Origin of the sequence: Dolichospermum sp. UHCC 0259 (assembly GCF_009711935.1) — a bacterium.
Classification (GTDB): domain Bacteria; phylum Cyanobacteriota; class Cyanobacteriia; order Cyanobacteriales; family Nostocaceae; genus Dolichospermum.
In genome coordinates, this window is sequence record NZ_VIKX01000223.1 from 19,226 (window position 1) to 44,560 (window position 25,335).

27 protein-coding genes and 1 pseudogene are annotated in these 25,335 nt (G+C 36.3%); 8 read left to right on the top strand and 20 right to left on the bottom strand.

Going from position 1 to position 25,335, the window contains the following annotated elements; genetic code table 11:
* Nucleotides 1-71: 71 nt before the first annotated feature.
* Nucleotides 72-437, bottom strand: coding sequence for a Lin0512 family protein (locus FJR05_RS18875; RefSeq protein ID WP_174783778.1), 366 nt, complete (start codon nucleotides 435-437; stop codon nucleotides 72-74).
* 730 nt (nucleotides 438-1,167) lie between these two features.
* Here FJR05_RS18875 and FJR05_RS18880 point away from each other — a divergent pair.
* Nucleotides 1,168-1,536 carry a pentapeptide repeat-containing protein gene (locus FJR05_RS18880; protein WP_168645547.1) on the top strand — a complete coding sequence of 123 codons (369 nt, stop codon included), beginning with the start codon at nucleotides 1,168-1,170 and terminating at the stop codon, nucleotides 1,534-1,536.
* Between the two features lie 95 nt (nucleotides 1,537-1,631).
* On the opposite strand, the gene FJR05_RS18885 is transcribed toward FJR05_RS18880, so the two are convergent.
* The 3 genes from FJR05_RS18885 to FJR05_RS18895 all read right to left on the bottom strand — a co-directional run bounded on the left by FJR05_RS18885 (nucleotide 1,632) and on the right by FJR05_RS18895 (nucleotide 7,211).
* Complete coding sequence (locus FJR05_RS18885) at nucleotides 1,632-2,447, bottom strand: DUF1838 domain-containing protein (RefSeq protein WP_168645548.1); 816 nt, start codon at nucleotides 2,445-2,447, stop codon at nucleotides 1,632-1,634.
* A 220-nt stretch (nucleotides 2,448-2,667) separates the two neighbouring features.
* Nucleotides 2,668-5,835: an efflux RND transporter permease subunit gene (locus FJR05_RS18890; protein WP_168645549.1), complete on the bottom strand. Its 3,168-nt coding sequence runs from the start codon at nucleotides 5,833-5,835 to the stop codon at nucleotides 2,668-2,670.
* A gap of 71 nt (nucleotides 5,836-5,906) precedes the next feature.
* Nucleotides 5,907-7,211, bottom strand: a complete 1,305-nt coding sequence (locus FJR05_RS18895; protein WP_168645550.1) for an efflux RND transporter periplasmic adaptor subunit — start codon at nucleotides 7,209-7,211, stop codon at nucleotides 5,907-5,909.
* A 422-nt stretch (nucleotides 7,212-7,633) separates the two neighbouring features.
* Here FJR05_RS18895 and FJR05_RS18900 point away from each other — a divergent pair, with 422 nt between their 5' ends.
* From FJR05_RS18900 to FJR05_RS18910, 3 genes are all read left to right on the top strand, one after another.
* The gene (locus tag FJR05_RS18900) at nucleotides 7,634-8,038 is read left to right on the top strand and encodes a hypothetical protein (protein WP_168645551.1); all 405 of its coding nucleotides are present in this window, start codon (nucleotides 7,634-7,636) and stop codon (nucleotides 8,036-8,038) included.
* 211 nt (nucleotides 8,039-8,249) lie between these two features.
* On the top strand, nucleotides 8,250-9,449 hold the full coding sequence (locus FJR05_RS18905; RefSeq protein WP_168645552.1) for a class I SAM-dependent methyltransferase: 1,200 nt from the start codon (nucleotides 8,250-8,252) through the stop codon (nucleotides 9,447-9,449).
* A gap of 452 nt (nucleotides 9,450-9,901) precedes the next feature.
* Entirely contained in the window at nucleotides 9,902-10,780 is an 879-nt protein-coding gene (locus FJR05_RS18910) for an NAD(P)-dependent oxidoreductase (RefSeq protein ID WP_168645553.1), read from the top strand.
* Between the two features lie 43 nt (nucleotides 10,781-10,823).
* Here the strand turns inward: FJR05_RS18910 and FJR05_RS18915 are convergent, their stop codons facing one another.
* Nucleotides 10,824-11,351, bottom strand: coding sequence for a single-stranded DNA-binding protein (locus FJR05_RS18915; RefSeq protein WP_168645554.1), 528 nt, complete (start codon nucleotides 11,349-11,351; stop codon nucleotides 10,824-10,826).
* Nucleotides 11,352-12,096: 745 nt separating this feature from the next.
* Between FJR05_RS18915 and FJR05_RS18920 the strand changes: the two genes are divergently transcribed.
* Nucleotides 12,097-12,528, top strand: coding sequence for a hypothetical protein (locus FJR05_RS18920; RefSeq protein ID WP_168645555.1), 432 nt, complete (start codon nucleotides 12,097-12,099; stop codon nucleotides 12,526-12,528).
* A 149-nt stretch (nucleotides 12,529-12,677) separates the two neighbouring features.
* Nucleotides 12,678-13,115 (top strand): helix-turn-helix transcriptional regulator, encoded by a 438-nt coding sequence (locus FJR05_RS18925; protein ID WP_168645556.1) that lies wholly within the window; start codon nucleotides 12,678-12,680, stop codon nucleotides 13,113-13,115.
* Nucleotides 13,116-13,122: 7 nt separating this feature from the next.
* Here the strand turns inward: FJR05_RS18925 and FJR05_RS18930 are convergent, their stop codons facing one another.
* The 5 genes from FJR05_RS18930 to FJR05_RS18950 form a co-directional block, all read right to left on the bottom strand.
* Nucleotides 13,123-13,872, bottom strand: a complete 750-nt coding sequence (locus FJR05_RS18930; RefSeq protein ID WP_168645557.1) for a DevA family ABC transporter ATP-binding protein — start codon at nucleotides 13,870-13,872, stop codon at nucleotides 13,123-13,125.
* Nucleotides 13,873-13,910: 38 nt separating this feature from the next.
* Nucleotides 13,911-15,092, bottom strand: coding sequence for an ABC transporter permease DevC (gene devC / locus FJR05_RS18935; RefSeq protein WP_168645558.1), 1,182 nt, complete (start codon nucleotides 15,090-15,092; stop codon nucleotides 13,911-13,913).
* 33 nt (nucleotides 15,093-15,125) lie between these two features.
* The gene (locus FJR05_RS18940) at nucleotides 15,126-16,415 is read right to left on the bottom strand and encodes an ABC exporter membrane fusion protein (RefSeq protein WP_168645559.1); all 1,290 of its coding nucleotides are present in this window, start codon (nucleotides 16,413-16,415) and stop codon (nucleotides 15,126-15,128) included.
* A gap of 57 nt (nucleotides 16,416-16,472) precedes the next feature.
* Complete coding sequence (locus tag FJR05_RS18945) at nucleotides 16,473-17,054, bottom strand: TetR/AcrR family transcriptional regulator (RefSeq protein WP_168645560.1); 582 nt, start codon at nucleotides 17,052-17,054, stop codon at nucleotides 16,473-16,475.
* A 119-nt stretch (nucleotides 17,055-17,173) separates the two neighbouring features.
* Nucleotides 17,174-18,793, bottom strand: a complete 1,620-nt coding sequence (locus tag FJR05_RS18950; RefSeq protein WP_168645561.1) for an RluA family pseudouridine synthase — start codon at nucleotides 18,791-18,793, stop codon at nucleotides 17,174-17,176.
* Nucleotides 18,794-18,885: 92 nt separating this feature from the next.
* Here FJR05_RS18950 and FJR05_RS18955 point away from each other — a divergent pair, with 92 nt between their 5' ends.
* Nucleotides 18,886-19,692, top strand: a complete 807-nt coding sequence (locus FJR05_RS18955) for a GUN4 domain-containing protein (protein ID WP_168645562.1) — start codon at nucleotides 18,886-18,888, stop codon at nucleotides 19,690-19,692.
* Between the two features lie 136 nt (nucleotides 19,693-19,828).
* Here the strand turns inward: FJR05_RS18955 and FJR05_RS18960 are convergent, their stop codons facing one another.
* The 10 genes from FJR05_RS18960 to FJR05_RS19005 all read right to left on the bottom strand — a co-directional run bounded on the left by FJR05_RS18960 (nucleotide 19,829) and on the right by FJR05_RS19005 (nucleotide 24,787).
* Nucleotides 19,829-20,038 carry a hypothetical protein gene (locus tag FJR05_RS18960; RefSeq protein ID WP_168645530.1) on the bottom strand — a complete coding sequence of 70 codons (210 nt, stop codon included), beginning with the start codon at nucleotides 20,036-20,038 and terminating at the stop codon, nucleotides 19,829-19,831.
* Nucleotides 20,025-20,213, bottom strand: a complete 189-nt coding sequence (locus tag FJR05_RS18965; RefSeq protein ID WP_168645563.1) for a hypothetical protein — start codon at nucleotides 20,211-20,213, stop codon at nucleotides 20,025-20,027. Before FJR05_RS18965 ends, FJR05_RS18960 begins: the two co-directional genes overlap by 14 nt.
* Nucleotides 20,214-20,459: 246 nt before the next feature.
* Complete coding sequence (locus FJR05_RS18970) at nucleotides 20,460-20,720, bottom strand: Txe/YoeB family addiction module toxin (protein WP_168645564.1); 261 nt, start codon at nucleotides 20,718-20,720, stop codon at nucleotides 20,460-20,462.
* Nucleotides 20,701-20,952: a hypothetical protein gene (locus tag FJR05_RS18975; protein ID WP_168645565.1), complete on the bottom strand. Its 252-nt coding sequence runs from the start codon at nucleotides 20,950-20,952 to the stop codon at nucleotides 20,701-20,703. The genes FJR05_RS18970 and FJR05_RS18975 overlap by 20 nt, the downstream gene beginning before the upstream one ends.
* A gap of 185 nt (nucleotides 20,953-21,137) precedes the next feature.
* Complete coding sequence (locus tag FJR05_RS18980) at nucleotides 21,138-22,835, bottom strand: DNA methyltransferase (protein ID WP_168645566.1); 1,698 nt, start codon at nucleotides 22,833-22,835, stop codon at nucleotides 21,138-21,140.
* Nucleotides 22,836-22,879: 44 nt separating this feature from the next.
* Nucleotides 22,880-23,353: a DUF29 domain-containing protein gene (locus FJR05_RS18985; protein WP_168645573.1), complete on the bottom strand. Its 474-nt coding sequence runs from the start codon at nucleotides 23,351-23,353 to the stop codon at nucleotides 22,880-22,882.
* A gap of 32 nt (nucleotides 23,354-23,385) precedes the next feature.
* Nucleotides 23,386-23,817, bottom strand: a complete 432-nt coding sequence (locus tag FJR05_RS18990; protein WP_168645567.1) for an HNH endonuclease — start codon at nucleotides 23,815-23,817, stop codon at nucleotides 23,386-23,388.
* Between the two features lie 5 nt (nucleotides 23,818-23,822).
* Entirely contained in the window at nucleotides 23,823-24,185 is a 363-nt protein-coding gene (locus FJR05_RS18995) for a hypothetical protein (protein ID WP_168645568.1), read from the bottom strand.
* Between the two features lie 52 nt (nucleotides 24,186-24,237).
* Complete coding sequence (locus FJR05_RS19000; RefSeq protein WP_168645569.1) at nucleotides 24,238-24,486, bottom strand: hypothetical protein; 249 nt, start codon at nucleotides 24,484-24,486, stop codon at nucleotides 24,238-24,240.
* Nucleotides 24,455-24,787: a hypothetical protein gene (locus FJR05_RS19005; RefSeq protein ID WP_168645570.1), complete on the bottom strand. Its 333-nt coding sequence runs from the start codon at nucleotides 24,785-24,787 to the stop codon at nucleotides 24,455-24,457. Before FJR05_RS19005 ends, FJR05_RS19000 begins: the two co-directional genes overlap by 32 nt.
* A gap of 352 nt (nucleotides 24,788-25,139) precedes the next feature.
* Here FJR05_RS19005 and FJR05_RS27025 point away from each other — a divergent pair.
* Nucleotides 25,140-25,335: pseudogene (locus FJR05_RS27025) on the top strand (hypothetical protein); the annotation flags it as partial.

Sequence of the window (25,335 nt, forward strand, 5' to 3'; positions counted from 1 at the left end):
CTGCCAGAGATGATCCCAGTATTCCTATTTTAGCTCAAAAAATCCACAAGAAATCAATATTTTCAAGTTAATTATGCAATTTCTACAAAAACTGTAACTGCGGCTACAGCTATCAACATTTCATCATTTTTATCGTTGAGAGAAGCAATTGCTAAACCATCAACTACCATTCCTCCTGCTTCTAAGATGAGGGTTTTTTGACCAAAGGGAAGAACAGCTAATACTTCTGCTTCTCGTACCTGTTCGGGATACGGAACTGCAACTTTGACTTCAATAATCATTTCATGAGGATCTTTTAACCCCGCTACTTCCATAATACCAAGAAGAGCATTATGGGCAATGGCATTCCTAACTGCTCTTGCTGCTGCTACCGTTGGTTCTTGTCCGTGCTGGTCTACACCCATTCCCATTTCAATAATAAACCGTTTTAGTGGCATAAGTTTTTTTGTAAATTTTATACTTTTTACTTTATTGTTTTATATTATACATTTTAAACCAATAGAAATTTAGAAATTAGTTCTATTAGTTGTTATATTGCCGACAAATTGACAATTCCTGTGAGTGTAGCAGCAAAAATAAATACTGATTACAGAAAAACTAGGATATTGGAAGCTGCTGTTATTTAACAGCTTATTAGCTTGTGTAAGTGTCAAGAAATTTTTACTCCAGTTCAAATATAATTATGGCAACGCTGACATCTTTATACAGGAATACTGCGATATTTACTATTTAGCCGTGTTTGATCAAATACTATTTACTAGGATTCATTTTTAACTAGTGTCAGTTAAGAAAGTGTCACTTCCTACACTAGCCATTTGATTTTAAAAGAGATATCCTTAGTAAATGCAAGGAGTGATACCACTTCATCTGATATTTGTTACAGTTTTCCTGGCGCTGCTTATACTTTCTGTTATTTGAGTCGCAGGTTTCAAATGTTACAATAGTAGTGAATTGGTAGAAAGTTATACGGGGAACGCTTGGGTTAAAAACTCAGGCGTTTTTTATGTGTCAAATAGCTGCACTTCCAAAAATAGTATTAATTTATTTAGTGCCTAATAATACTATTTAGATTTTGTATGGGCAAAAATTTTTGTGCGGAGAAAACACCAACAAATAATTTAAGCAGTATTCTGAGGATAGAGGTTTTGTTACTCAAGTAGGTTAGATATGGAAACTGAGGAACTAAAACGGCGTTATCTTGCAGGTGAAACATATTTTGTTTCTGCTCAACTAATCAAGGCTAAACTAATTAATGCTTATTTACCAGGGATTAATTTATGGGGAGCAGATTTAAGTGAAGCTAACTTAGCTAAAGCTAAACTTTGGGGAGCAGATTTGAGTAGAGCAAATTTAGCCAAGGCAAATTTGACAAGAGCAAATTTATCCGGTGTTAATCTTACTGAAGCAAATCTTAGAGGTGCTAAACTGCATTATACCAAGTTGTATGGTGCCAATTTAAATCGCGCATATTATGATGAAAGCACCAAATTTCCGAAGAATTTTGATCCTCTTATTCACAATATGCAAAAGTTGTAATTACAGCAGGAGTCAGGGGTAAAACTGGCTTACTGTCTAGCTTTGAATTCTGTACCTCATTAATCTGCAATTTGCTGCAATTCTGTAATTGTCAATTAGTCTTCTGCTGGTGCTGGTATGGGGAATATTTCTCCAGCTAAATATGAGGAAAAATGCTTTTGAAAATAAAGCCAAGATGTCATATCTTCTCCCTCAATATAACTTTTTGGGGCTGCTTTATATAATGGAACGCGAGTGTTAATTTCCTGTTGTAAAATTGGATGTAATTCTGTTAATCCACTAACTTTTTTACCTGTAGCACTATAGATTAAATAACCAGGACGTTCACCCATTTTCATCCAAGGCAACCATTGACCCATTCTATCCCAAGATATGCTTAATTGTGTAACTGAATTTAATTGTGAATTTTCTAAATCTGCTGTAGGAACAGAGATTTTAAATAATTCTGCTGCTTGATAAATTACTCCTGGACAATAATCAGCAAATTCGGGTTTTTCGGCTAAAGGGTTGGGATAATTAGGAAAGATATCAAATACAAAATTAGTTTTTTCTCCGTCTAATTGCACAGGTATTTGACCTTTAAATTTACCCTGAACAGGACTATTGGCAACGTGCATAATGGTGACTGTTTCCTGTGTCCAAGGATTCTCCCATTTATGTAAAATCTCTTTGGTTTCTGGGTTGAGGTAATAGGTTAATTCTCTAGAAGTAAAATCCCAACTACCTTCACCTATGGGTATACACCGACTCACACTCATTCCCACAATTTTAAATAATAATTGTCGTTTTTCTCCAGGAATAAAACTATAAATATTTCCTGTCCAACTTAAAAAAATCGACTCGTTGGTATCTAGAGAAGCACGGGTTTTAATCCACTGCTGAACATCTACTAATTTAGTTTGGTCTATCATTATATATCTCCTTAAATGCTAAAACAATTGTATTCAATGTTCTTTTTTGACTAATGTTGTGTTTACTGGTAGGTTGGGTTGTGGAACGTAAACGTATCCCTGCGGGACACTGCGTGAACGCGGAGCAATCGGAACAAAACCCAACAAAATCCTTGATAATGTTGGGTTTCGCTATCGCTCAACCCAACCTACATTTCCTTAACCGACAAGTATTGAAATACTATCTTATTGAAACATGATCTTCTTCTTGCATTTCTAAATGGGGAGAATGATGAACTGGTTGCAAATGTTGGCGAATTGTCCCAATGATAATATACAGGATTGGCACAATAAATAAACTTAAAAAAGTCGCTACAAACATTCCCCCAAATACAGCAGTACCAAGAGATTGACGACTTGCTGCACCTGCACCTGTAGCAGTTACTAGGGGAAAAATTCCTAACAAAGTGGAAAAAGCCGTCATAAGAATGGGACGTAAACGACCTTGTGCTGCTTCTACGGCTGCTTTGGTGATTGATAAACCTTGACTTTCTTGTAATTGATTAGCAAATTCGACAATTAAAATTGCGTTTTTACTTGCTAAACCAATTAACATGACTAACCCAACTTGACAAAATACATCATTATTTAAACCCCGTAATGATTGTGATGCTAAAGCTCCCATAATCGCTAAAGGAACTGACAACATAATAATTAAAGGGTCAACATAATTTTCATATTGAGCAGCTAAGACTAAAAAGACGAAAAGTAATCCCAAACTAAAAATGATCGGTGCTTGTCCACCGGATTCTTTTTCCTCAGCCGCAATACCTGACCATTCATATCCCATGCTTGTTGGTAATATCTTTTTAGCCAGTTGTTCCATAGCTAAAGTTGCTTGTCCAGAACTAGTACCAGGAGCAGGAGAACCATTAATTTCAATGGAACGAAATAAGTTGTAATGATTAATAGTTTGCGCTCCTGTTGTGGGAGTTAATTTCACCAAACTACTCAGAGGAATCATCTGATTAGTTGCAGAACGCACATTTAATAAACCAATATCATCAGGATTGGAACGAAACTGAGCATCTGCTTGAATATATACCCGATATGTGCGAGACAGAAAATTAAAATCGTTGACATATCTTGAACCCAAATAAGTTTGCAGGGTTGTAAAAATATCGTCAATGGAAACTTGTAGAGATTTGGCTTTGTTGCGGTCAACTTCAATTAGAATTTGCGGTGTATTGGCGGTAAAGGTGCTAAATACAGCTTGTAGTCCGGGGGTTTGATTTCCCTGCATCATGAACTGACCAACGGTTTGCAGCATTGAATTTAAGCTGTTAGTGCCGGCTATATCTTGTAATTGAAATTGGAAACCACTAAAACTACCTAAACCGCGAATTGCGGGGGGATTAACTGGGAAAACTCTAGCTTCGGTAATTCCTGAAAAGCTTTGTCTTAAATTACCAATAATGGCTTGTACTGATTGATTTGGTTGTTTTCGTTCGTCCCAGGATTTGAGAGTTGTGAAAATTATGCCACTGTTAGCAGTATTACCACTAAAACTAAAACCACCGATCGCAAATGTTCCTGTAACTTCGGGTAATTTCAATATTTCTGTTTCTACCTCACTCATGACTTTACTGGTGTATTTGAGTGAAGAACCTTCTGGACCTTGGATAATGGTAATGAAATAACCTTGGTCTTCGTCGGGGAGAAATGCGGTGGGTACGGTCATGTACAGCCAAGCTGTGAAACCTAATGAACCGATAAATAACAGAAGAATAATCCCCTTAATTTTTGTCAAAAACCTTAAAGAGCGCTCATATCCCCAACGCATGGCTTCTAAAAACCAGTTAATTCGACCGAATACCCAACCAAAAATCCCTCTAGGTGCGGGTCTTTGCCGTAATAATAAAGCCGAAAGAGCAGGTGTGAGGGTGAGAGCCAAAAATGTAGAAATAGTGATGGAAAAGGCAATTGTCAGGGCAAATTGTTTATAAATTTGTCCAGTTGAACCGGGGAAAAAGGCGACAGGGACAAATACCGCCATTAATACTAGGGAAGTAGCAATTACAGCCCCTGTCAATTGGGACATAGCCAAAGAAGCGGCCTTGCGGGGTGGTATTCCTTCTTCTTGAATTAAGCGGGAGATATCTTCAACTACGATAATTGCGTCATCAACTACCATCCCAGTTGCGAGAGTTAAACCGAACATGGTTAAAGTGTTGATGGAAAAGTCAAAGGCTTTGACGAAAGCAAAAGTCCCAATTAAAGCCAGGGGAATAGTGATAACGGGAATTAAAGTAATGCGCCAATCTTGTAAGAAAATGAAGATGACAAGAACAACTAGAGCGATCGCTTCTAATAATGTTTTTATCACTTCTGCCAGAGACTCTTCTATAATCGTAGTGGTATCAAATGCCACCTGATATTTCATCCCAGGTGGAAAGCTTTGGGACAATCGCGCCATTTCTTTTTTGACAGAATTAGCAACGGTTAAAACATTACTTCCCGGTGTCGGAAAAATCCCAATTCCTACACCTTCATTCCCCTTAAAGCGGAGAAAGGAACTATAGTTTTGAGCGCCCAATTCCGCTCTTCCCACATCTTTCAACTTAATCAAACTACCGTCAGCCGCAGTTTTAATGACTACATTGTCAAATTCCTCAACTTCCGTTAGCCTACTAACTGCCCTCAAGTCAATTTGATACATTTGACCATCAACGGCTGGCTGTTGTCCAATTTGTCCCGCACCTACCTGTAAATTTTGTTCATTCAGGGCATTAATCACATCGTCTGTGGTTAAATTCCGACTAGCCAGTTTATTTGGGTCAAGCCATAGACGCATTGCATAGCGACGTTCTCCAAAAATCCGCGCCTCACTGACACCTTTAATCCGCTTCAGGGCATCTACTAAATATAAATCTGCATAATTACTTAAAAAGACATTATTTAAGGCTTTATTATCACTAAACAAACCCATCGCCAACAGAATATTATTGGACTGTTTGCTCACAGTCACTCCTGTTTGCTTCACACTATCTGGTAACTGGGGTTCAGCGGAGGTGACACGGTTTTGCACATCAACGGCGGCAATATCCTTGTCCCGTGAAGCATCAAATGTGATAGTAATCGTACTACTGCCATCATTACTACTACTCGAAGTCATGTATTTAACGCCTTCGACACCGTTAATTTGCCGCTCTAAAATCGTCGTCACTGTACTTTCGACAATTTCCGCACTAGCACCAACATAATTAGAACTGACGATAATCTGCGTGGGACTAATCTCTGGATACTGGGCTGTAGGCAATGTAGGAATACTGATTGCACCAACAAGTAAAATGATAATAGCGCAAACGCTGGTAAATACAGGTCGTTTAATGAAGAAATCAACAAACATAAATTAGTAATTAGTAATTGGTGATTAAAAAGATCCCCGACTTCTTGAAGAAGTCGGGGATCTCGCCATTGTCAATTTTCAGGAATTATTGGCAGTCCGTCTCGGAGATTTTGTACTCCTGAAACTATCAGTTTTTCATCTCGTTGTAATCCCTCAATTACTTGGTAATCATTACCTTTAATATTTCCTAACTTCACCTGTTTTTGTTTGGCGATTAATTGAGAACCACCTTCAGGAGATTTTCCTGTTTCGGCTACAAATACAAAAGTTTCCCCAGCAATTCGAGATATTGCTGTTGTGGGAACTAGCACCCCAGAACGTTGATTCCAAATTACCTTAGCCCGAATTAATTGATCGGCTCGTAGTTGTCCATTATCATTTTCATAAAGTGCTTTAACTAATATTGATTGAGAGTTATTTGTAATATTGGGAGAAATAAAGAATATACTACTATTGCCAATAATTTTACCTTGGGCGTTAATTAATTCCACTGGTAATCCTGGGCGCAACTGTGTACCTTTTTCCAATGGCACAGGAATTTTAACTTCTAAAGGTCGGTTTTGGGTAATTGTAGCCAATGGTGTGGAAGTATTCACAAAATCCCCTACTTTAACGGGAACATCACCCACAGTTCCCGCAAAAGGAGCAGTTATTTTATAATATTGCAGTTGAATTTGTTGTTGTTTAATATTGGCATCAGCTTGTTGTAAAGATTTTTCTACCTGGGATATGGTAGCTATTTGAGCTTGAATGCGAGAATCTATCACCCCTAGTTGGGCTTTTGCTGTTGCCAGTTTGTTAGCATATAAATCTTGAGTCTGACGAGATACAGCCCCTTGTGCAGCTAATTCAGAATAACGCTTATACTCTTGTTGGTTTAAGCGAAAATCAGCAATATTGGCTAACCGTTCTGCTTGCAAAGATTTAAGAGTAGCGCGAACATTTTCTAGTTGCGCTTGCGAACCTTGACCAGCAGCAGATAAACTACTAACTGCGGCTTGTTGTTGTCGAGAATCTATTTGCAAAATTGCAGTCCCAGAGGAAACTGAATCTCCTGATTTCACGAATATCTGCGAAACTTGACCTTGAATTCTCGGTTGGAGATTGACAGAACGCCGCGATTCTAAGCTGGCTATATATTCTGTACTATCTTCGACTGTACCTGTTTGTACTGGTAATAGTTTAACTTTTACCCCTGGAGGTGCAGCATTAGCCACTCCTGGACTTGGTTTTTCAGGATTTAGCAATTTCCATGCTATCCCGCTGACACCCCCAATTAATAAGAGTGCGGCTAATAGCAACCGCGGCCACCGATTGGATTTAGTGGGGGAAGGGGGAATTTCTTTAATATCAGTTTGAGGTTCAGGTAATGTCATGGTTGATAACAAGTTGAAGGAACAATAGTTAAAACTCTATGTGTAGGATATTAATTTTGAAACTTCTAATTTATGATGGACTGGCAAAAATATGTATTATCTAATCTAAATATACAGGCTTTACATTTTTTCACAATCTATTGGCAAAATAATTATCGTGATGATCAATTTCTGAATTTAGTCATAGAGAAAACATTATCTACTTTGGCTCACCTCGAATATAGAAACAGCCTGATTTCCTTGTCACTGTCTTGAACTCAGGATTTATGCCATTTAACGGCTAGTAAATTTGTTCTATCAAATAAGCGCTGATTAATGTTTATTTCTCTTTGGCAGGTTGCACCCAGAAATAGGAAAATTATCTAGGCTATTCTTTCCCTAACTAAAATTTGACTTAAGCGGTTATTAACATCAAAATCAACATGATTAATAAATTAACACAACGGTTATTGACTTTGGCTCTTATTTTCGCCATTACCTTTTTCTCCTGGGAAGTTCCTTTTGCTTATGCTAGTCACTTCTTCACTAACTCTGGAGAAATTAGCGATAATATCAAATTATCTGAATATGATTTTACTCCCCAAGAAAATCAAGCACTGCAAGCTATTCGTCAGCGTCGAAATAAAGAAATTGCGGCAATTTTAGATTTATCTCAACGTGATTTGCTTGCTCATAAATTACATAATGGTAATGATATTGATCAAGCTTTAGCAGCATTAAATTTAAGTTCAGAACAACGAGAGTTAGTAAGTTCTATAAATGTCTTCACTAATTTGAAATTGAAGGGCATTTTTTCTCGGCATAGTTTACTTGATAGTCGTAGATAAGAGGGTGAATGAACAAGTCCCTTTTTGTGTATCAAATATTTTTAGATCCCCCTAAATCCCCCTTTTAAGGGGGACTTGGACTTTATTTCTCCCCTTAACAAGGGGGGATCTGTAAGTGCCTAAAATCACAACCTAAAACTTTTCAAACAACCTCTTATTTGCTAAGGTGTGTTAGGAGTGCGAAAATATTAGGAAATATACATTGAATTTTATGGATTCCTATTCCCCACTGTGTCAAGCTATAGCCCGTCGGATTATCACCAATCCTCAAAAAAGAATTACCTTTGCAGAATATATGGATATGGTGTTATATCATCCAGAACATGGTTATTATTCTAGTGATGCTATCAAAATTGGCTTTCGTGGTAGTGATTTTTTCACATCTGCCAGTTTAGGCTCTGATTTTGGGGAATTACTAACAAAGCAATTTTACCAAATGTGGGAGATTTTAGATAAACCTATACATTTTGATTTGGTGGAAATGGGAGCAGGGCAAGGTATATTAGCATCTCATATTCTCAATTATATAAAGCAAGAATACCCAGATTTTTTTACCGCAGTTAAATATATTATTGTTGAAAAATCACAAAGTTTAAAACAAGAACAACAACAACGGTTACAAGATTTTGCTGTGGATTGGTGTAACTTGGAAGAAATTCCCTCTAAATCTATTAACGGCTGCTTTTTTTCCAATGAATTAGTAGATGCTTTTCCCGTCCACCAATTTATTTTAGCAGCAGGGGAATTGAGGGAAATTTATGTCACCCTTGCCGAGTTAAACAGTGAAATCAGCGAAATCCAGATCATCCGTGAGCCTCTATTTATTGAAGTAATAGGAGAACCATCAACACCGCAATTAGGAGAATATTTTAAGTTAGTAGGAATTGATTTAAGCCAAAATACTTATGAAAATGCCTATCGTAGTGAAATTAATTTAGCAGCTTTGAACTGGTTGGGTATAGTGGCAGACTGCTTGGAACGGGGGTATGTGCTAACAATTGATTATGGCTACCCTGCTCATCGTTATTATAACCCCAGGCGATCGCAGGGAACTCTCCAGTGCTACTACCAGCATCGTCATCATGATAATCCCTATATCAATATTGGGCAACAAGATATCACTGCCCATGTTGACTTTACAGCCTTATCATCTTGGGGTGAACGGTGCGGACTCAAAAACATGGGTTGGACACAGCAAGGGTTATTTTTAATGGCCTTGGGAATAGGTGAAAGAATAGCTGCACTTTCCTCTCAACAGCAACCAATATCACAGTTGCTACAACGCCGGGAAGGATTACACCAACTAATTAACCCAGGGGGACTAGGCAATTTTGGCGTTTTAGTCCAAAGCCAGGGACTAACGGAAAAACAAGCATCACAACCACTCCAGGGATTAATCGTACCAGAGTAGAGATCAAAGAGAAAGCTTAAAAATCTCTTTAACAATCCTGTATTAGCCTTGTTTGCACTAGCATAGCAGTGATGATATAGCAGGAGTCAGGAGTCAGGAGTCAGGAGTCAGAAGGAAGAAACACTAATCCCTTTTGTCGTCTGATTTTTATTATCAATTGATATCCTAACCACCTTGTCTGTTGTTATATTCAAGTCAAAAATCTGCGAAGAGGAATAATTATGACTGCTCATGATCTGTTAGTGCTAGTAACTCTACTGTCCCCCGGACTCTTACTTTCCGTAATTATTATGGTGACTTTTGCCGCAGGAGGCTAGTACCGCAGGGCAGGGAGCAGGGGAGCAGAGGGGCAGGGGGGCAGGGGAGAATATTTTTACTCTTGCCTATTCCCTCTTATCTAACAACTGACAACTAACAACTGACCATTGACCACTGACAAAGGAACATAAAACATGAAGGTGGCATTTCTGGGAACTGGATTGATGGGACTACCGATGGCTCAAAGGTTATTAGCTGCCGATATAGAGCTAATTGCCTATAATCGCACCCCAGAAAAATTAGAACCGTTACGGGCAGCAGGGGCGCAAATTGTAACAAAACCCCGTGAAGCCATCCGGGCTGCTGACTGTATCGTGCTAATGCTTTCTAACGCCGCAGCTATTTATCATGTCCTACTCACGGATACTTCTTGGCATACTTTATCAGGACGCAGCATCATTCAAATGGGGACGATTAACCCATTAGAAAGCCAAGAAATCAGAGATACAGTAGTTGCGGCTGGGGGTGAATATATAGAAGCACCTGTCCTGGGTAGTATTCCCGAAGCTAAAACTGGCAAATTAATTGTCATGGTAGGTGGAGAGGAAGAACAGTATCAACGGCATTTAAAGTTACTCCAACATTTTGGAGAAAATCCTGTATATATAGGCGGTGTGGGTTCTGCCTCCAACCTCACCTTGGCACTCAATCAACTGATTGCTTCTTTGACAACTAGCTTTGCTCTGAGTTTGGCATATATCCAGTTGCAAGGCATTGATGTTGATTTGTTTATGCAGGTTCTGCGCGAAAGTAAACTTTATGCGCCTACTTTTGATCAAAATTTGCGGCGGATGTTAGATGGTAATTACAATAACGCCAATTTGCCGACAAAACAACTGATCAAAGAAATAGATTTATTTATCTCGGAAGCGAAATCCTTGGGTTTGAATCTCAACAGTATTGAGGGTGTAAGGCAAATCTTATACGCAACTATGAAAATGTCCTATCCAGAAGATGATTATTCATCGGTATTTCCAGCAATTCGGGAATGGGGTGAAGTCAGTGGAGGTTGAACAAGTAGAGACGCTCAATGTAACGCCTCTACAAAGGTGATTACTAAAACGGGATGTCATCTGGATCGGGTTCTGGCGTAACTCCTACAGGGGATGGAGACTGCACAGGGGCGGGTTGGTATGTCGGCTGAGGGGCTGTTACCTGGGGCATGGGCGCTGATGTCGGATAGTTTGATTCATAATTAGTAGGGCTGTAGGTTGGTGGCGCTACAGGGGTTTCATAGACTGGTGTGGTTCTCGTGGCTGCTGGTTGTGAATTGGTATAAGTACCTTGTCCGATGGCGTGAATCTTTTGGACTGTTAATTCTGCGCGTTTTTCCTTAAATCCTTCGGGGCGATCAATTGTATTCATACCTAAGCGCCCTTCAATAATAACGCGATCGCCCTGATGATAACTTTGGTGAATCTCTTTTGCTAAATTTCCCCAACCTACGACTTTTAAAGGATGCGTTGGATCATCTGGTTTTGCTCCCGCTACATGAACGATCATTTCTGTAACTTCTAACCCATCTGGTGTGTGACGCAGTTGGGGATTATCGTAAATTTCCGCCATCAAAATACAACTGTTCATCGTCTGCTCCTGATTTTTAATACTTTTTCTCGCGGTGAATTTAAGTTCACGAGAAAAGTCAACCATAATTAGTTAAAACAATGATGATACTGTTCGCATAGCGTACCGTAGGCAATCATTGTTTTTCTATCTTACACTTGACTAGAATGAGTATTATGTTTTGTCTGTATAGAACAATTGTACTATACTATGGTCTTGACTGTGATTTATATGATTAATTTGATTTATGTGATTGATAGTTCTGTTTGTTGCAGGTATCGCAATTAGCTTTGATTTAAATATCTCATTCGCTCAAGCCTGCTCTTTTGAGGATGAGATATAGACACAACAAAATTGTTGTGCTATGATTAGTGATAGAAGAATCAACTACAAAATTACAGGCCGTTGCTGAATAATGGAATGATTTTATTGACTGCGGAACAAAATTTTAATGTTTCCAGCCCCTATCAGCCCACAAATATGCAACGCCAATTACGCCTTTACGTGAGTTGAAAAATCTTGTTGTTTTATAAGTTTTTCCAGGGTTTTCCAACACTATAATTTTGGAATTATTAACGAAATTACAAGAGTTTTAATACTAACTCACATAAGCCGTAAATTCTTCTATTAACACCGATAAATTAATCTAGAAATAAGTATCGAAGCTTTGTAAATCACAAGCTGATGTCTAATTCTATTTAAGTTTAATCGGTTAATTTAGTGAATTTATCGGAGGAATAAATTTATGGCAGGATAAAAACATAGTATGAGTTTGATATTCGATCAAAATGGCAATTTGCTACCAGGTATTCATTTGGCTACTTGGGATGAAATTGAAGAGCATCTAGCTCACAACACACGCCGAAGAAATCTTTTATCTGGACTCAAACAAGGGTGCGAGATATTAAAGCAGTGTGGTTGTCAGAGAATTTATATTGGTGGAAGTTTTGTAACTACTAAAAGACTTCCTAATGATTTTGATGTTTGCTGGGAAGACGATCAAGTAGATTTTAAACTCTTGCAAAAACTAGATTCAGTTTTACATCCTAGTAGCAGAAGGTCGGCACAAAAAAATAAATATGGTGGCGAGTTTTTAATTGCTAACATAAATATTGAAGATCCATTTACCACTTGTTTAGAATTTTTCCAGCAAGACCGTAATGGTAATATCAAAGGTCTAGTAGCAGTTGATCTCTAAGGATAGGATGCGAAATACTTTTTGCTGATATTGATTCTTAAAGATTCAAAATTAGCAATATGAAACAGTAAAATAAATTGGCATTATCTAATTAATTTTTATTATTAGGTAATGCCATCATTAAAGAAATGAGTTGTAGGCTAAACATTATGATTTTCAATGAATGGCAGTACAATATTACTAAGGCGCAGATGAAAAAATTTGAGTTAGCAGTAGCTCAATATTCTAGTAAACCAGTTCCAGAAGATGAAAACCAAAAGCTACGCCATGAGGCTCGTATTGCCTCACTACAAAGCCAAATTGGGGAGTTTATTCAAGAGATAGAAGAGTACGAAAATCTCAAAAACAATCAAGATAAAATTGAGCGATTGCAATATGATAGTTTAGAGAAATTACCAGAAGCACTAATTAAAGCGCGGATTATTCGTGGACACACTCAAGAGAGTTTTGCCAAACTTTTAGGAGTTAAACCTCAACAGGTGCAACGTGATGAAGCAAATGGATATGCTAGTGCTAGTTTGACTAAACTTTTGAAAATTCAACACACTCTGAATTTAGAAATTCGGGAGGAAATTATCTTTAAATAAAGGCGTGTCAATTTACTTTGACTTCCATATCTATTCCATCACTTTTCAATTGTCCATCTTCCATGTAAATAATCCGATCAGCTATATCGAGAATGCGGTTATCATGGGTGACTAATAAGATAGTACAGTTTTGTTCTTTTGCTAACATTTGCATTAATTCCACCACATCACGTCCCGATTGTTTATCTAATGAAGCTGTCGGTTCATCTGCTAAGACTATTTTCGGATGACTAACTAAAGCGCGGGCTATAGCTACCCGTTGTTTTTGTCCACCGGATAAATTCTCTGGATAGTAATTAACCCGTTCTCCTAAACCGACGTGTTCTAACATTGCTGTAGCTTTAGCATTAATATCGCCTTTGAGATGATGTTCATGCAACTCCAAAGACATTCGGACATTTTCTTTGGCTGTGAGAAAACTCATCAAATTATGTGCTTGAAAAATATAACCAATTTGGCGACGCAATTTAGTTAATTGTGCCTTTTTTGCACCGGACATTTCCTGTCCTAATATTTTTAAACTGCCATTTTGGGCAGAACGTAAACCCCCCATTAATGATAACAGGGTAGTTTTGCCTGAACCCGAAGGACCAGTCATAATCACAATTTCTCCCGCCTTAATCTCTAAATTAATATCAACTAAGACTTGTTTTTGTAGCGCACCTTTACCAAAATAATGATTGAGATTACTAACAGAAATAACTGTTTCTGAACTAGAAATAACTTCAGAAGCAATAGTTGTAACTTCTAATGACATTTTTCTTTACCTTTGGGTGAGATATAAAAACTGTAATTTTAAAAAATATCTGCTGGATCAGCAGAACGGAGTTTTCGCATGGCAATTGCGCCAGAAACAGTACACATAATTACTGTTAGAAAAAAAACATTAATTGCCCTCTCTGTCTTCATCGCTATAGGTAAAAGAGTCGCCGCAAAAGTGACTTGATATAACCCAAAAGATAGAAAAAATGCAGGTAAATAACCCAATGCTGCTAAGAACAATGCCTCTTGTAATAAAACTCGCAATAGATAATTATCAGTATAACCCATTGCTTTAAGAGTAGCGTATTCTGGTAAGTGATCAGAAACGTCGGAATAAAGAACTTGATAAACAATGACAATACCAACAATAAAACCGACTATTACACCCAAACTAAAAATAAACCCAATCCCTGTTCCAGTCGCCCAATAAGTTTTTTCTTTTTGGGCAAATGTTTCGGGAGTACCAACTTCAACAAAGGGATTTTTAGGATCTGGATTTAGTCCTATTTGTAGTTGTGCTTTGACTTTTTCAATATCAGCACCAGGTTGAAGAGTAATTAAACCAACTTCAATTTGATCAGGTTTGCGAGTAGGAAATAACTGTAAAAAAGTAGAATCACTAGTAACAACATTCCCATCAGCAGCAAAGGAAGCACCATTTTGAAATAAGCCCTTAACACTGACATTTTTGCCGCTTAATTCGGCGTTAAACTTGCCAGTTTCTCGGAAAATCTTGCCAATTTCTCCATATTCTGGACGACTGGCTTCATCAAATATAACTTGATTCAATTGTTTAAGATTATCTTTTTTGGCTTGAAGTTCAGGAAACTTTAAACCAGGTGTAGATGGATCTACACCCCAAACTAGAATAGATCGATCTATTTTAGTTTCAGGATTGCGCCATTGTCCTGTACTAATATAAATAGAACTGACTGATTTTACACCGTTGTAACTCAATGCTTGATAAAGTCTTTCTCTAGAAAAGCTTTTGACTGAAAATAGGGTTTGAAATTGAGGATTAATTAATAATAAATCTGCTTGTAAATTGCGATGAGGTTGAATAGCTGCATCAAATAATGCACTTTCAAAACCCATCTGAATAAATATCAGCATATCCGCGAAGGTAATTCCGGCTACTGCAACCAATAGCCGCGTTTTTTCCTTCATTAACTGTCGCCAAGCTAGGGGCGTTTTCCGAAACATTTTATTAATCATTACTTTTATTTTGAGTGTCTTGATGTAAGAAAATTACAATTTAATTGCTGTTTGTACTTGTAAGTTAGTTAAGCTAGAAACTTTTTTACTATCTTCAGGAGTCAGGCGAATTTTTACTTCGACAATGCGACTATCTAAATTTTCTCCTGGTTGATCACTAAAAACATTTTGACGGTTGACTTGTAAGCCAATTTGCTGTACTGTACCTTGTAATTTTCCTGGAAATCCTTGACTGGTAATAATGGCTTTTTGTCCTAATTTGACTTTACTAATATCGGTTTGGTAAACTTCTGCCACTGCCATCATTTTGTTAGTTTGGGCAAAATCAGCAATTCCCTGATCACCAATTTTTTCACCGACGCGGGTATGAATTTTGATAATTTGTCCCGCCATAGGGGCGCGAATATAAGCTGCTTCTAGTTCGGTTTTTGCTCGGTTAAGATTAGCGATCGCACTCTCAATTTCTGTTTGCGCTAACTGCACATCTACAGGACGAACTTCGGCAATACTATTTAGTTTCGCTTGAGTTTCCCTAATTTGTTTATTGCTAGTATTATTAATGCGATTGAGGGCAACTTTGGCTTCGGCTAATTGTTTATTAGCTGTAGTATTAATCCGATTGAGAATAGCTTGGGACTCACTTAATGTCTGTTTAGCAGTTTCTACATTTAAACGTTTACTATCAATTACAGAATTAGAAACTGCCCCTTCCGAAAATAACTTTTCATAGCGTTTATATTCTGATTCAGCATTTTTTAGTTCTGCGGTGAGTTTATTAATAGTTGCTGTTTGGGCAATTCTATCACCTTCCCATTGGGCTGATATGCGAGCAATATTTTCCTCTTGGGCTTGTCTGTCTCCTGTATATTGGGCTTTAATTCGTTCAACAATTGCCGACTGTTCTTGAATTTCTCCTAATTTAGCCCCAGCTTTAATTTGTGCAAGTTTAGCTTTAGCAACTTCGACTTGTTTCGTGCTTTGAATAACAGAATTTTTTAAGAGATCACGGGTTTGTAAAATAGCAATTACCTGTCCTACTTTCAGGTTATCACCTTCTTTGACTAAGACTGCGGCAATGCGATCGCCATCCAAGGCTAAAGGTGCAGATAACTTAATTATTTCCGTTTCTGGTTCTAATCTTCCTAAAGCGGTGACTGCTTGAGGACTAGGCACAATTGGTTTTGATTCTGTCACCGAAGTTTTACCCAATTGTCCAAAATGAGAAACTCCATAAATGACAATTCCTAATGGAATCGCAGTAGCCGCAAGCATTAAACCAATCAAACCTGGACTTGGGGATTTAAACAACAGGTTGTAACTCATTTTCACTACCTCATCACAAAATAAATTTATCGGTATTTATGGCTGTTAATCATTAATTTAACTCTGGGCTTTTTGCTGTAAATATGCTGTAATCATTTCTCCTAATAGCTTACACTGTTCAGGGAAATTAATGTTCTCATTACCCCACAATTTCTCTAAAACAACACCATTCACAAAACTCAAAACAAAAGATGCTAATACCACATCTTTAACACCTAACAAATCACAAGCTACCTGTTGACATCGTTGATTAGCACGTTTGAAAACAGTGCTATTATTTAGCATTATTTTTGAGTCTTGATGTTGACAAAAATCAACCCATAAATAAGTCCATTTAATTAAATAATCCTCATTTTTAACAAGGTATTGACCCAAAGTTTCCATCAATTCTGATAAGGTTTTTTTTCCTCCAAATTCTGTTAAAGCTGTAATGATATCCTGCTGACTAATTTCTTCCACCAATTGCTCAAACAAAGCTTGTTTGTTAGGAAAATAATGATACAGCGTACCTGTGGAAACCTTTAAACCCGCAGAAATCTGCCGCATAGTAATAGCTGCATAGCCTTTTGCAGCGAACAAATCAAAACATTTACCGAGTAATTCTTTGCGATATTGTTCGTGATCAACAATTTTTGGCATAGCATAGCTTGTTCCTCACTAAGGGGAATATGGATTTTATATCGAACGCTTGTTATATTAAAATAATAAAATAAATCTAAAGTATTTGTCAATATCTTTTTACAAATTATATTTCCTAATTAAAACGGTGTTTTTACCTGTAAATGCAGAATTTTATTGACATGAGGATGCTGAAACTTCAACTCCCTTGCGTGCAGATATAATCTCCCAGTATTCTGATGATAACCATAGAGTTTATCCCCCAAAATACTCATTCCTAGTCCTCTCTTATCCGCAGCATGAACCCGTAATTGATGGGTACGTCCAGTAATGGGTATAAATTCCACACGAGTATAATTTCCTTCTCTACCTATCACGCGAAAGCGCGTTAAACTAGGTTTACCCTGTGCTAAATTTACTTCTTGATAAGGGCGATTGTCAGGATTTCCCCACAAAGGTAAATTTATTTCACCTTCCTGAATATTTAGAGAACCTGCAAGCAAAGCTTCATAAACCTTATATACTTGTCTTTTTTGGAATTGTTTACTTATTTGAGAATAAGTAACTGCATCTTTAGCAATTAATAAAATTCCCGAAGTATCTTGATCTAAACGATGTCCCGCAATTATTTCTTGATTATATAAATAACGTAAACGACTAATTACACTATCTTGATTATGAAAATAACGACCAGGAACAGATAATAGTCCTGATGATTTATTTACCGCAATTAACCATTCATCTTCATAAATTATTTCTACATGATTTGGTTTTAATCCTGATAATAAAAATCCCATTAAAGGCTGACATCTTTCCAAGCAAGCACCATAAAATTCTCCTGAAACTTTATTTTCGACCGGAGAATTACCCCACCAAAATTCAGCCATTGCTAAAGGTTTTAGTTGATGAGTAGCTGCATAATGTAATAATTTAGGAGCGCAACATTCTCCTGTTCCCGTTGGTGTTCCTTCGGGTAATAATTGCTGTAAAGATAAAGATTGTCCTTGAAAATTAGTTAATCTATAAGCAGCGTGCATTTCTGTTTGTAACTGTCGGGATAATTGTTTACGCTGCTGTTTTAGTTCGGCAATTGTCTGATCTGCTGATGTTACGATTTTCTGTAAAGGCTGTAAAATTTCATTTTGACGACGTTTAAGATGGCGACGTTCAATGCCTTGTAGACGACTTTCTGTTTCCAATTGTTCCAGCGCAATTTTCAGAGATTCATCTGTGAGAGTTTGCAAAAATTCTTGACGTTGTGCCTGTCGTTGTAGTTTGCTATGATAATGATGTAAACTAAGAGCCTGTAACTGTTCAATATATTCAGCAGACAGAGTTTTATATTCTTCTCTTTCTGAAAGTTTCTCAAGGCTAATAATTTCTTGTTTAATGGCTTCTAACTTGGCTAAAGTCTGAGTTTCTAATAAAGCCACTTCTTCTCTGCCAGGAATTGGTGAAACCCAACCTTTAACCATCCTATTACCATTTAATAAACCGGAAAATGCTTTAATAACTCTTTGTTCACCATTGGACAATTCAACCAACAAAATACCATACATTTTTCCCTCATGGGAATAAAGATGATTTTGCTGAAGTTGTTGCATAAGGCTATTAGCTATAGCTTCCGCTAAAGGGGTACGGGGTAATCTGAGTATTTCTCCAGTTTGGGGGCATTTTCCTTCATAGTAATAGTTAGGCTGTGCCGAAGCAATGATCAAATTAGATGAGATAAAGTCTGAAAGCGGATGTAGATAAATCATAAAATATATAGAATATGATTAAATATTTGATATTTAACAAATTTTTGTTTAAGTTGCTTGTTTTAATTTGCAAGCTTTTTTTGGTATGGACATTGGTATATTTTACAATACCCCTAATTATTCTCACACCAGAAATCATCAATAATCCCGTCGGAAATTTTATCATCACTTTGGTATTTTTGTGTTTACCATTTTTCCTCATATATTTCTTTGTAGATGAGGATATGAAACAAATTTCCCATTTGCTGGCTATATTAACAAATAATCAACCCTATTACCAAAAGATTCATAAATTTATTGCTTCTATAACTAGATATTCGATATTAATTATAATATGCTTCATTCCCTTTTTATCTTTTTTTTCATCTTATCAAATTCAAGATTGGATTTATTGGCATCCTCAGCATAGACAAGAGAATTATACTCAATTGAGTCAATATTTACAAGCTAAAAATTGGGAAGATGCTGCAAAAGAAACACAATCAGTAATGTTGAAAATCACTAATAGAGAAAATCATAATTGGTTAAGTACCAGAGCCATTGAAACTTTTCCTTGTGAAGCTTTACAGAATATAGACAATTTGTGGTTAAATGCTAGTGAAAATAGATTTGGTTTTAGTGTCCAAACTAAAATTTGGAAACAAGAAAATAATGGTCAAATTAATTTTGATTATAAAATAGATGAAAAATTTCGTCAAAAAGTAGGATGGAAACCAGAAAATATAACCCATATAGAATCTCATTTCCAATTATCCACAGATACCCCCATAGGATATTTACCCAAACCTGTAGGAACGTCTTTGGGAAAAGCCTGTGTGGGAAATTTAGATAGGCTTTGGTTTGGACAAGCAGTAGGCTGTTATCACAAGATATTTATTCGCATGAATGATTGTAAATAAAATAAATGCTATATTTGGGGTAGGGAACAAACCAAGAATACAGATATCTTTGTTTGTTCTCAAAATTTTGAATTAATTTTGCTCAGATAATTATTGAATTCAGATTGTGTTAAAATAATTATTTTTCGGAACTTCACTAAATGCGTAATCCACAAAAGAACCACATTAAAATTGATCCAGCTACCCTAGTTTTAATTGGGTCTGCTTTGATACTATTACCACTATTACTCGCTGGCTTTTTGGGGTAATTATCTACCCACAAAATTAAAAGTTGGTTATTTCCATTAACTGAAAATAACCATCCACTAGGAGTAATTTTTTTTTCGTAAAATTTAAATATCAACATTGATATTTTCTATCTGTCTAGCTGCTTTATCCCACAGTTTTGCAGATTCTTCATCGTCCCAGTGAGTTCTCAGATTTTCCGCTTTTTTATGGCATATTCGCTCTAGCATCTCTAAAATTGCCGCTAGTGTCAACTGATCAACTAATCCCTCTAAAATACTCATGTATTCTTTCATAACAGATACCCCCTTTAATTTCTACTGAAAACTGAAAGAACCCTCCCTACATTCTGTGTTAAAAAACGGACACAAGAAGTAGAAATTTACGTCAATTAGTTCTGACTTTTATATTATCAACCCAATGATTTATAGAGGATGCAACTCTTCTTAATTCTCTACATTTGTGGTTACGTAGGGTGTGTTAAGCATTTCCTCAACACCTTGACGAATAGCATCTTCCATATCTTCCTGTGTTGCATTTTATCAATCATAATGATATTTACAAGACAGAATAATCAATAAATCTTCTTCTATCTTGTAAACTAATCTATGTTCATTTGTAATTCGTCTCGACCAGTAACCTTGCAATTCATATTTTAGTGGTTCTGGTTTACCTATCCCAGAAAATGGTTCTCTTCGGATATCTTTAATTAATTCCAAGATTTTTTTAAAGACTTTTTTATCTTCCTTTCCCCACTCACCCAATTGTTCAAAAGCTTCTGGTTCAAATGCTACTTTTTTCATGTTCATCTAAATCAACATAAATTAGGTTGCCTTTGTCTACATTTTCCATAGCTTTGAGTAGATGTTGTTTGTTAGCTTCTGATTTGAGAAGATAGGTAGTTTCATCTTCTTCAATAGGTGATTCAACTAGGATAATAACTTCTACAACTGTCCCTGCTGGTAATTCAGTGGTAGATAGTTCGATTTTGCCATCTTTACCGACAATAGCCTTTTGTTTAATTCCACTGAGCATAATTTTTAATTACTCTGATAAAGTCAGATATATTTATTCTATTCTAACTCTATTAAGTGAATAAGTTAAGCCACTTATTCACCTAAAACTCGCCCTTCCACGCGCTCATATTCATCCTCAAGTAGCCAAAGTTTTGCTTCTTCATAACTGGAACAAGCAAAAATAATTTTGTAGGTATTAGTATACTAAAACAATTCCCCCTGTTCTCCTATATCCCGATTTTCCCTTTGCGCTTTCTTAAATGTCAATTCTCCCTGTTTCATATCAAAAAATTCTGGTCGCTTCTGTCCTGTTAATAATTCTTCAATAGTTAAAATTTGTACTTTTGCATAACTTCTTCCGTTTCCTGCTTTATAAAAACCGGAAGAAGCTGCTTCTTTAATCATTGGTTGAGTGGGAGGAGTGAGAGTAACAAATAACCCAATATCAGATTTATTTGTCTCCATTGTTCCTCGTAAATCTCTAATCATAGAGGCGTTGATATTTTTACCTCCTTTAACGCTAACAATAATTCTCTTAACGGCTGTTTTATTTGATTTTTTGATATCTATTACATCTTCAAAAAATATCAAACCATCTATCCCTCCATCTGCACCTTTCTTTTTATCTTTGTAAGGCTGTGCATTAACAAGAGAACAAGCCCACCATTGAAATTGATAGGGATCTCTGGTAAATAAATCCTCTGCTGCTGCTAAATCTTTAGGTGTACCTTCCACTTCAAATTCAATACCAGGAACTAACTTTTGATTCTTATTTTCATCTTCAATAAATTTGTTAGGAAAAGCATCTCTTAATCGGTTTTCTATTAAAGCAATTGCTAAATGAGTAATATCAATACCGATCCAATTTCTCCCTAAATTTTCTGCTGCGTGAATTGCTGTACCACATCCACAAAATGGATCAAGAATAATATCATCTTTATTACTACTAGCTTGAATAATTCTTTCTAATAAAGACAAGGGTTTTTGTGTAGGATATCCCAGACGTTCTTTAGCGTGGGCGCTAATGGGTAAAATATCAGTCCAAATATTTGTAACAATAGTACCATTTTGTTCTTTTAAATATCTTTTTAGCCGAGGACGTTTACTAACATCAAAACTACCATCAGGTTTTATCGGATAATAAATACGTCCTTCATCATGTAACTTTTGCATTGTATCTTGTTGATAACGCCACCCTTTGACGGGATATGGAAAACCCATCCATTCATACATCATTCTAGGGCGAGGATTAGGACTTGCCAAATCAGCTAATTGATATAATCCCCGACCATCATTATCATCATGTCTATAAAATTTAGCTATGTATTCAGGATCATTTTCTCCATATTGAGGCTGAAATAGGGCATTTTTTGACTTGACATAAAATAAGATAATATCGGCTACATCTGAAAATTTATATTTAGCGTCATTATGTGCTGTTTGACGTTTCCAGATAATTTCATTTCTAAATTTATCTGCTCCAAAAATCAAATCTAAAATCATTTTTAAATAATGACTTGCTGTAGGATCGCAATGTAAATATAAACTACCTGTAGATTTGAGAACTCGATGTAATTCTATTAATCTAATCGCCATCATTACCAAATAAGCTGATAAAGAATTTTTACCTAATGTTCTCACCAATAAATCTAATAATTGATACAATTCACCTTTTTTATCCTTAATTTCATCTAAAAATCGTTCTGATTCAATTTCCCAAGTCCAAGTATCTTCAAAAGCTGTAATTTGCGCTTCTGAACTTTCCCCAGAGGCATTTCTAAACAGAATATTATAATTAGCATTAGAATTGAAAGGCGGATCAAGATAGATGAAATCAATAGATTCATCAGGAATATTTTCTCTGAGAACTTGTAAGTTATCACCGTAGTAAAGACGTTTCATGGATTTTGAAATGGCTAATTTATAAAAATTGTAAACGTTTAATATTATAACATATCTCCATAAAAATCTTCATCTAATAACTGATCTAAAGTAAAAAGCATATCAATAGGATATTCAGATTCATCTGGTCTTCTCGCTCCCAACTTAGCATTTTTACTTTCTTTAATTGCTAGTTTTCTAGCATCAGCATAAGCTATAAAAATTACTTCATGCAGATAATTCTTAAAAGAAGGATTTTCTTGTAAATCTTTTTTAATTCTAAACCGATGTTCAGTAATAGAACTGTACCAACTTCCTTTCATAATTTCAGGAGCATCAGCTTGAACAGTTAACTTGAGTAAGTGAGCAATTAAAATTGTTAAATTACTCAAGAAAGACCGTTTTTCCGATTTACCCATATCATCCAGTTCTAATAGTAAATGTTCCCAATCAATATCATTAAAATGCTTTTCTTTGATTTGTGTAATGAGAGTTTCTCTCCAAAGATTAAAATCTTGTTCATATAGTTGATGATCCATATATAATTCTGCCATACTTATTTTAAGTCTATCTAATCTTTTGGAGGATGCCAACCAGCAAGTACCCAATAACTGCGAACTTCTAAAGCATCTGCATCATCACTTAAATGTAAAGCTTTAACAGTAGCTCTACCAGTCGGCGTTTTACCTACAATTTGTATGCCATCTTCTGTCCAGTAAAAATGCTCAGACCAGACTTGAGTACGTGGGTTAAATAATTTGACTGTTTCTCCTGTTTCTGGATCAATTCTTGTGGTTTTATCACTTTTATATCTATTACAAATAGGACAAGCTAACCATAAATTTGATTCATCATTACTACCACCTTTGGCTATAGGAATAATATGTTCAATTTCCAAACGTGCCATTACTAAATGTTGAGGACTCAAACAATAGCCACAACGATTTTGAGCATCTTTTCTAACGCGGCGTTCTATTTCGACAGGAATGTAAAATCTAGCCATGACTGTTAATTAATTGCAGGTATTAAACCACGTTCAACAGCCACTTTTAAAGCTTTAGCTTTGCGTACTAAACCATGTCGGTAAACTTGCATAAGTTCATCTAGTTGGGTATTTTCTGTTTCATTTAACTGTCCTTCTCTCTGACGCGCTAAAAGGTCACTAAAAACTTCTTGCTGTTGAATTTCCATTTGGAAATTACACAAGGACAAAACCTGCTCATCTGGTAGTGATTCTACAGGTAATTCACTACTAGCGCGGTCTATCCATTCTAGTAATACATCTTCAATTCGGCGATGGGTGAAAGCGGCGATTTCTTTAGCTTTTTGCACCAGGGTTTCTGGTAGTTGGAGGGTGATAATTTCTGACATTTTTCAAAGCAAAGTTTTGATTATTTTATTGTAACGCTATTACCTGAATAAATTAAGCTACCTGTTCCGCTAAAACTCGACCTTCCACACGCTCATATTCATCCTCAAGTAGCCAAAGTTTTGCTTCTTCATAACTGGAACAAGCAAAAACTATTTTGTATTTTTCCGTAGGATCTAAAATGCAAAAATTATTTTTATCATCACCAAGCAACATCAAAATATAGGGTGGTACAGAGGTAGGGTCAACCCATATTTCTGTAAACTGCCAGTTATTGGCTAGGTCGGGTGCGGGGAATGACATGATATTTATCTCCAGTGAGTTTTATTTCACCATAATGCAGAGGAATTTGACTGCCATTAATATCTATTCTATAGCCAATTGCGCTGGCAAAATAGAGTCCATATCGTTCATGATTACGAATGATACCCGTGAACTCGCCATTTTCTATTATGGCTTGTGCTACCCTAAGCATTGTTGCTTCATCGTTAAAAACATGAACAAACCCTTCTCGCTGCAATAATCTTTGCATTTGAGGTGTGTCTGGGAGATGCTTGGCAATATGTCTAGTGTCTAGAGTTAGTTCCTTCTCTATTCCACTCATTTAATTAGTTACAGTTCTTAATCCTTAATTATATAACTAAATTGCGATCGCTACTTAGAGCTTCGCTAACACTCTTACTTGGGATGAAACCCATATATAGCAATGGTTTTTTTGGACATCTAAAATGGATATTTAATCACAAAGGGAGCGGTAGAACCAATTATTTTATTATTCCTTTGCAGAATTGTAGGTTGGGTTGCGCTGCCACTTAACCCAACAGCAGTATATAATTAATTGTTGGGTTGAGGAACGAAACCCGACCTACATCTACAATTTTTGAGTTCTGCCAGTTTCAAATATATAAATTTACTCAACCGAAACTTGTGAAACTCAGACCCAACTTACCACCATTATGATGCCTATACTATCTTCCGTAAGTGCTAGAACCGCTCTCCATGAAAAATTTAAATCAAAGATTACTCATAACCCTTATTTAGATAGAAATTTGGTTAGTTATCAAGGTAATAAACAAGCTAGATTTTCATCTTGGTTCAAATATAGAGAAGGATTCTCAGAAGGTCTAGTACACTGCGGCGTAAATGAGATAA

Excerpts from the sequence above, each read along its gene's own strand:
- FJR05_RS18875 (WP_174783778.1), bottom strand. The coding sequence starts at position 437 with ATGCCACTAAAACGGTTTATTATTGAAATGGGAATGGGTGTAGACCAG.
- FJR05_RS18880 (WP_168645547.1), top strand. The coding sequence starts at position 1,168 with ATGGAAACTGAGGAACTAAAACGGCGTTATCTTGCAGGTGAAACATAT.
- FJR05_RS18885 (WP_168645548.1), bottom strand. The coding sequence starts at position 2,447 with ATGATAGACCAAACTAAATTAGTAGATGTTCAGCAGTGGATTAAAACC.
- FJR05_RS18890 (WP_168645549.1), bottom strand. The coding sequence starts at position 5,835 with ATGTTTGTTGATTTCTTCATTAAACGACCTGTATTTACCAGCGTTTGC.
- FJR05_RS18895 (WP_168645550.1), bottom strand. The coding sequence starts at position 7,211 with ATGACATTACCTGAACCTCAAACTGATATTAAAGAAATTCCCCCTTCC.
- FJR05_RS18900 (WP_168645551.1), top strand. The coding sequence starts at position 7,634 with ATGATTAATAAATTAACACAACGGTTATTGACTTTGGCTCTTATTTTC.
- FJR05_RS18905 (WP_168645552.1), top strand. The coding sequence starts at position 8,250 with ATGGATTCCTATTCCCCACTGTGTCAAGCTATAGCCCGTCGGATTATC.
- FJR05_RS18910 (WP_168645553.1), top strand. The coding sequence starts at position 9,902 with ATGAAGGTGGCATTTCTGGGAACTGGATTGATGGGACTACCGATGGCT.
- FJR05_RS18915 (WP_168645554.1), bottom strand. The coding sequence starts at position 11,351 with ATGAACAGTTGTATTTTGATGGCGGAAATTTACGATAATCCCCAACTG.
- FJR05_RS18920 (WP_168645555.1), top strand. The coding sequence starts at position 12,097 with ATGAGTTTGATATTCGATCAAAATGGCAATTTGCTACCAGGTATTCAT.
- FJR05_RS18925 (WP_168645556.1), top strand. The coding sequence starts at position 12,678 with ATGATTTTCAATGAATGGCAGTACAATATTACTAAGGCGCAGATGAAA.
- FJR05_RS18930 (WP_168645557.1), bottom strand. The coding sequence starts at position 13,872 with ATGTCATTAGAAGTTACAACTATTGCTTCTGAAGTTATTTCTAGTTCA.
- devC (WP_168645558.1), bottom strand. The coding sequence starts at position 15,092 with ATGATTAATAAAATGTTTCGGAAAACGCCCCTAGCTTGGCGACAGTTA.
- FJR05_RS18940 (WP_168645559.1), bottom strand. The coding sequence starts at position 16,415 with ATGAGTTACAACCTGTTGTTTAAATCCCCAAGTCCAGGTTTGATTGGT.
- FJR05_RS18945 (WP_168645560.1), bottom strand. The coding sequence starts at position 17,054 with ATGCCAAAAATTGTTGATCACGAACAATATCGCAAAGAATTACTCGGT.
- FJR05_RS18950 (WP_168645561.1), bottom strand. The coding sequence starts at position 18,793 with ATGATTTATCTACATCCGCTTTCAGACTTTATCTCATCTAATTTGATC.
- FJR05_RS18960 (WP_168645530.1), bottom strand. The coding sequence starts at position 20,038 with ATGTTGATATTTAAATTTTACGAAAAAAAAATTACTCCTAGTGGATGG.
- FJR05_RS18965 (WP_168645563.1), bottom strand. The coding sequence starts at position 20,213 with ATGAAAGAATACATGAGTATTTTAGAGGGATTAGTTGATCAGTTGACA.
- FJR05_RS18970 (WP_168645564.1), bottom strand. The coding sequence starts at position 20,720 with ATGAAAAAAGTAGCATTTGAACCAGAAGCTTTTGAACAATTGGGTGAG.
- FJR05_RS18975 (WP_168645565.1), bottom strand. The coding sequence starts at position 20,952 with ATGCTCAGTGGAATTAAACAAAAGGCTATTGTCGGTAAAGATGGCAAA.
- FJR05_RS18980 (WP_168645566.1), bottom strand. The coding sequence starts at position 22,835 with ATGAAACGTCTTTACTACGGTGATAACTTACAAGTTCTCAGAGAAAAT.
- FJR05_RS18985 (WP_168645573.1), bottom strand. The coding sequence starts at position 23,353 with ATGGATCATCAACTATATGAACAAGATTTTAATCTTTGGAGAGAAACT.
- FJR05_RS18990 (WP_168645567.1), bottom strand. The coding sequence starts at position 23,817 with ATGGCTAGATTTTACATTCCTGTCGAAATAGAACGCCGCGTTAGAAAA.
- FJR05_RS18995 (WP_168645568.1), bottom strand. The coding sequence starts at position 24,185 with ATGTCAGAAATTATCACCCTCCAACTACCAGAAACCCTGGTGCAAAAA.
- FJR05_RS19000 (WP_168645569.1), bottom strand. The coding sequence starts at position 24,486 with ATGTCATTCCCCGCACCCGACCTAGCCAATAACTGGCAGTTTACAGAA.
- FJR05_RS19005 (WP_168645570.1), bottom strand. The coding sequence starts at position 24,787 with ATGAGTGGAATAGAGAAGGAACTAACTCTAGACACTAGACATATTGCC.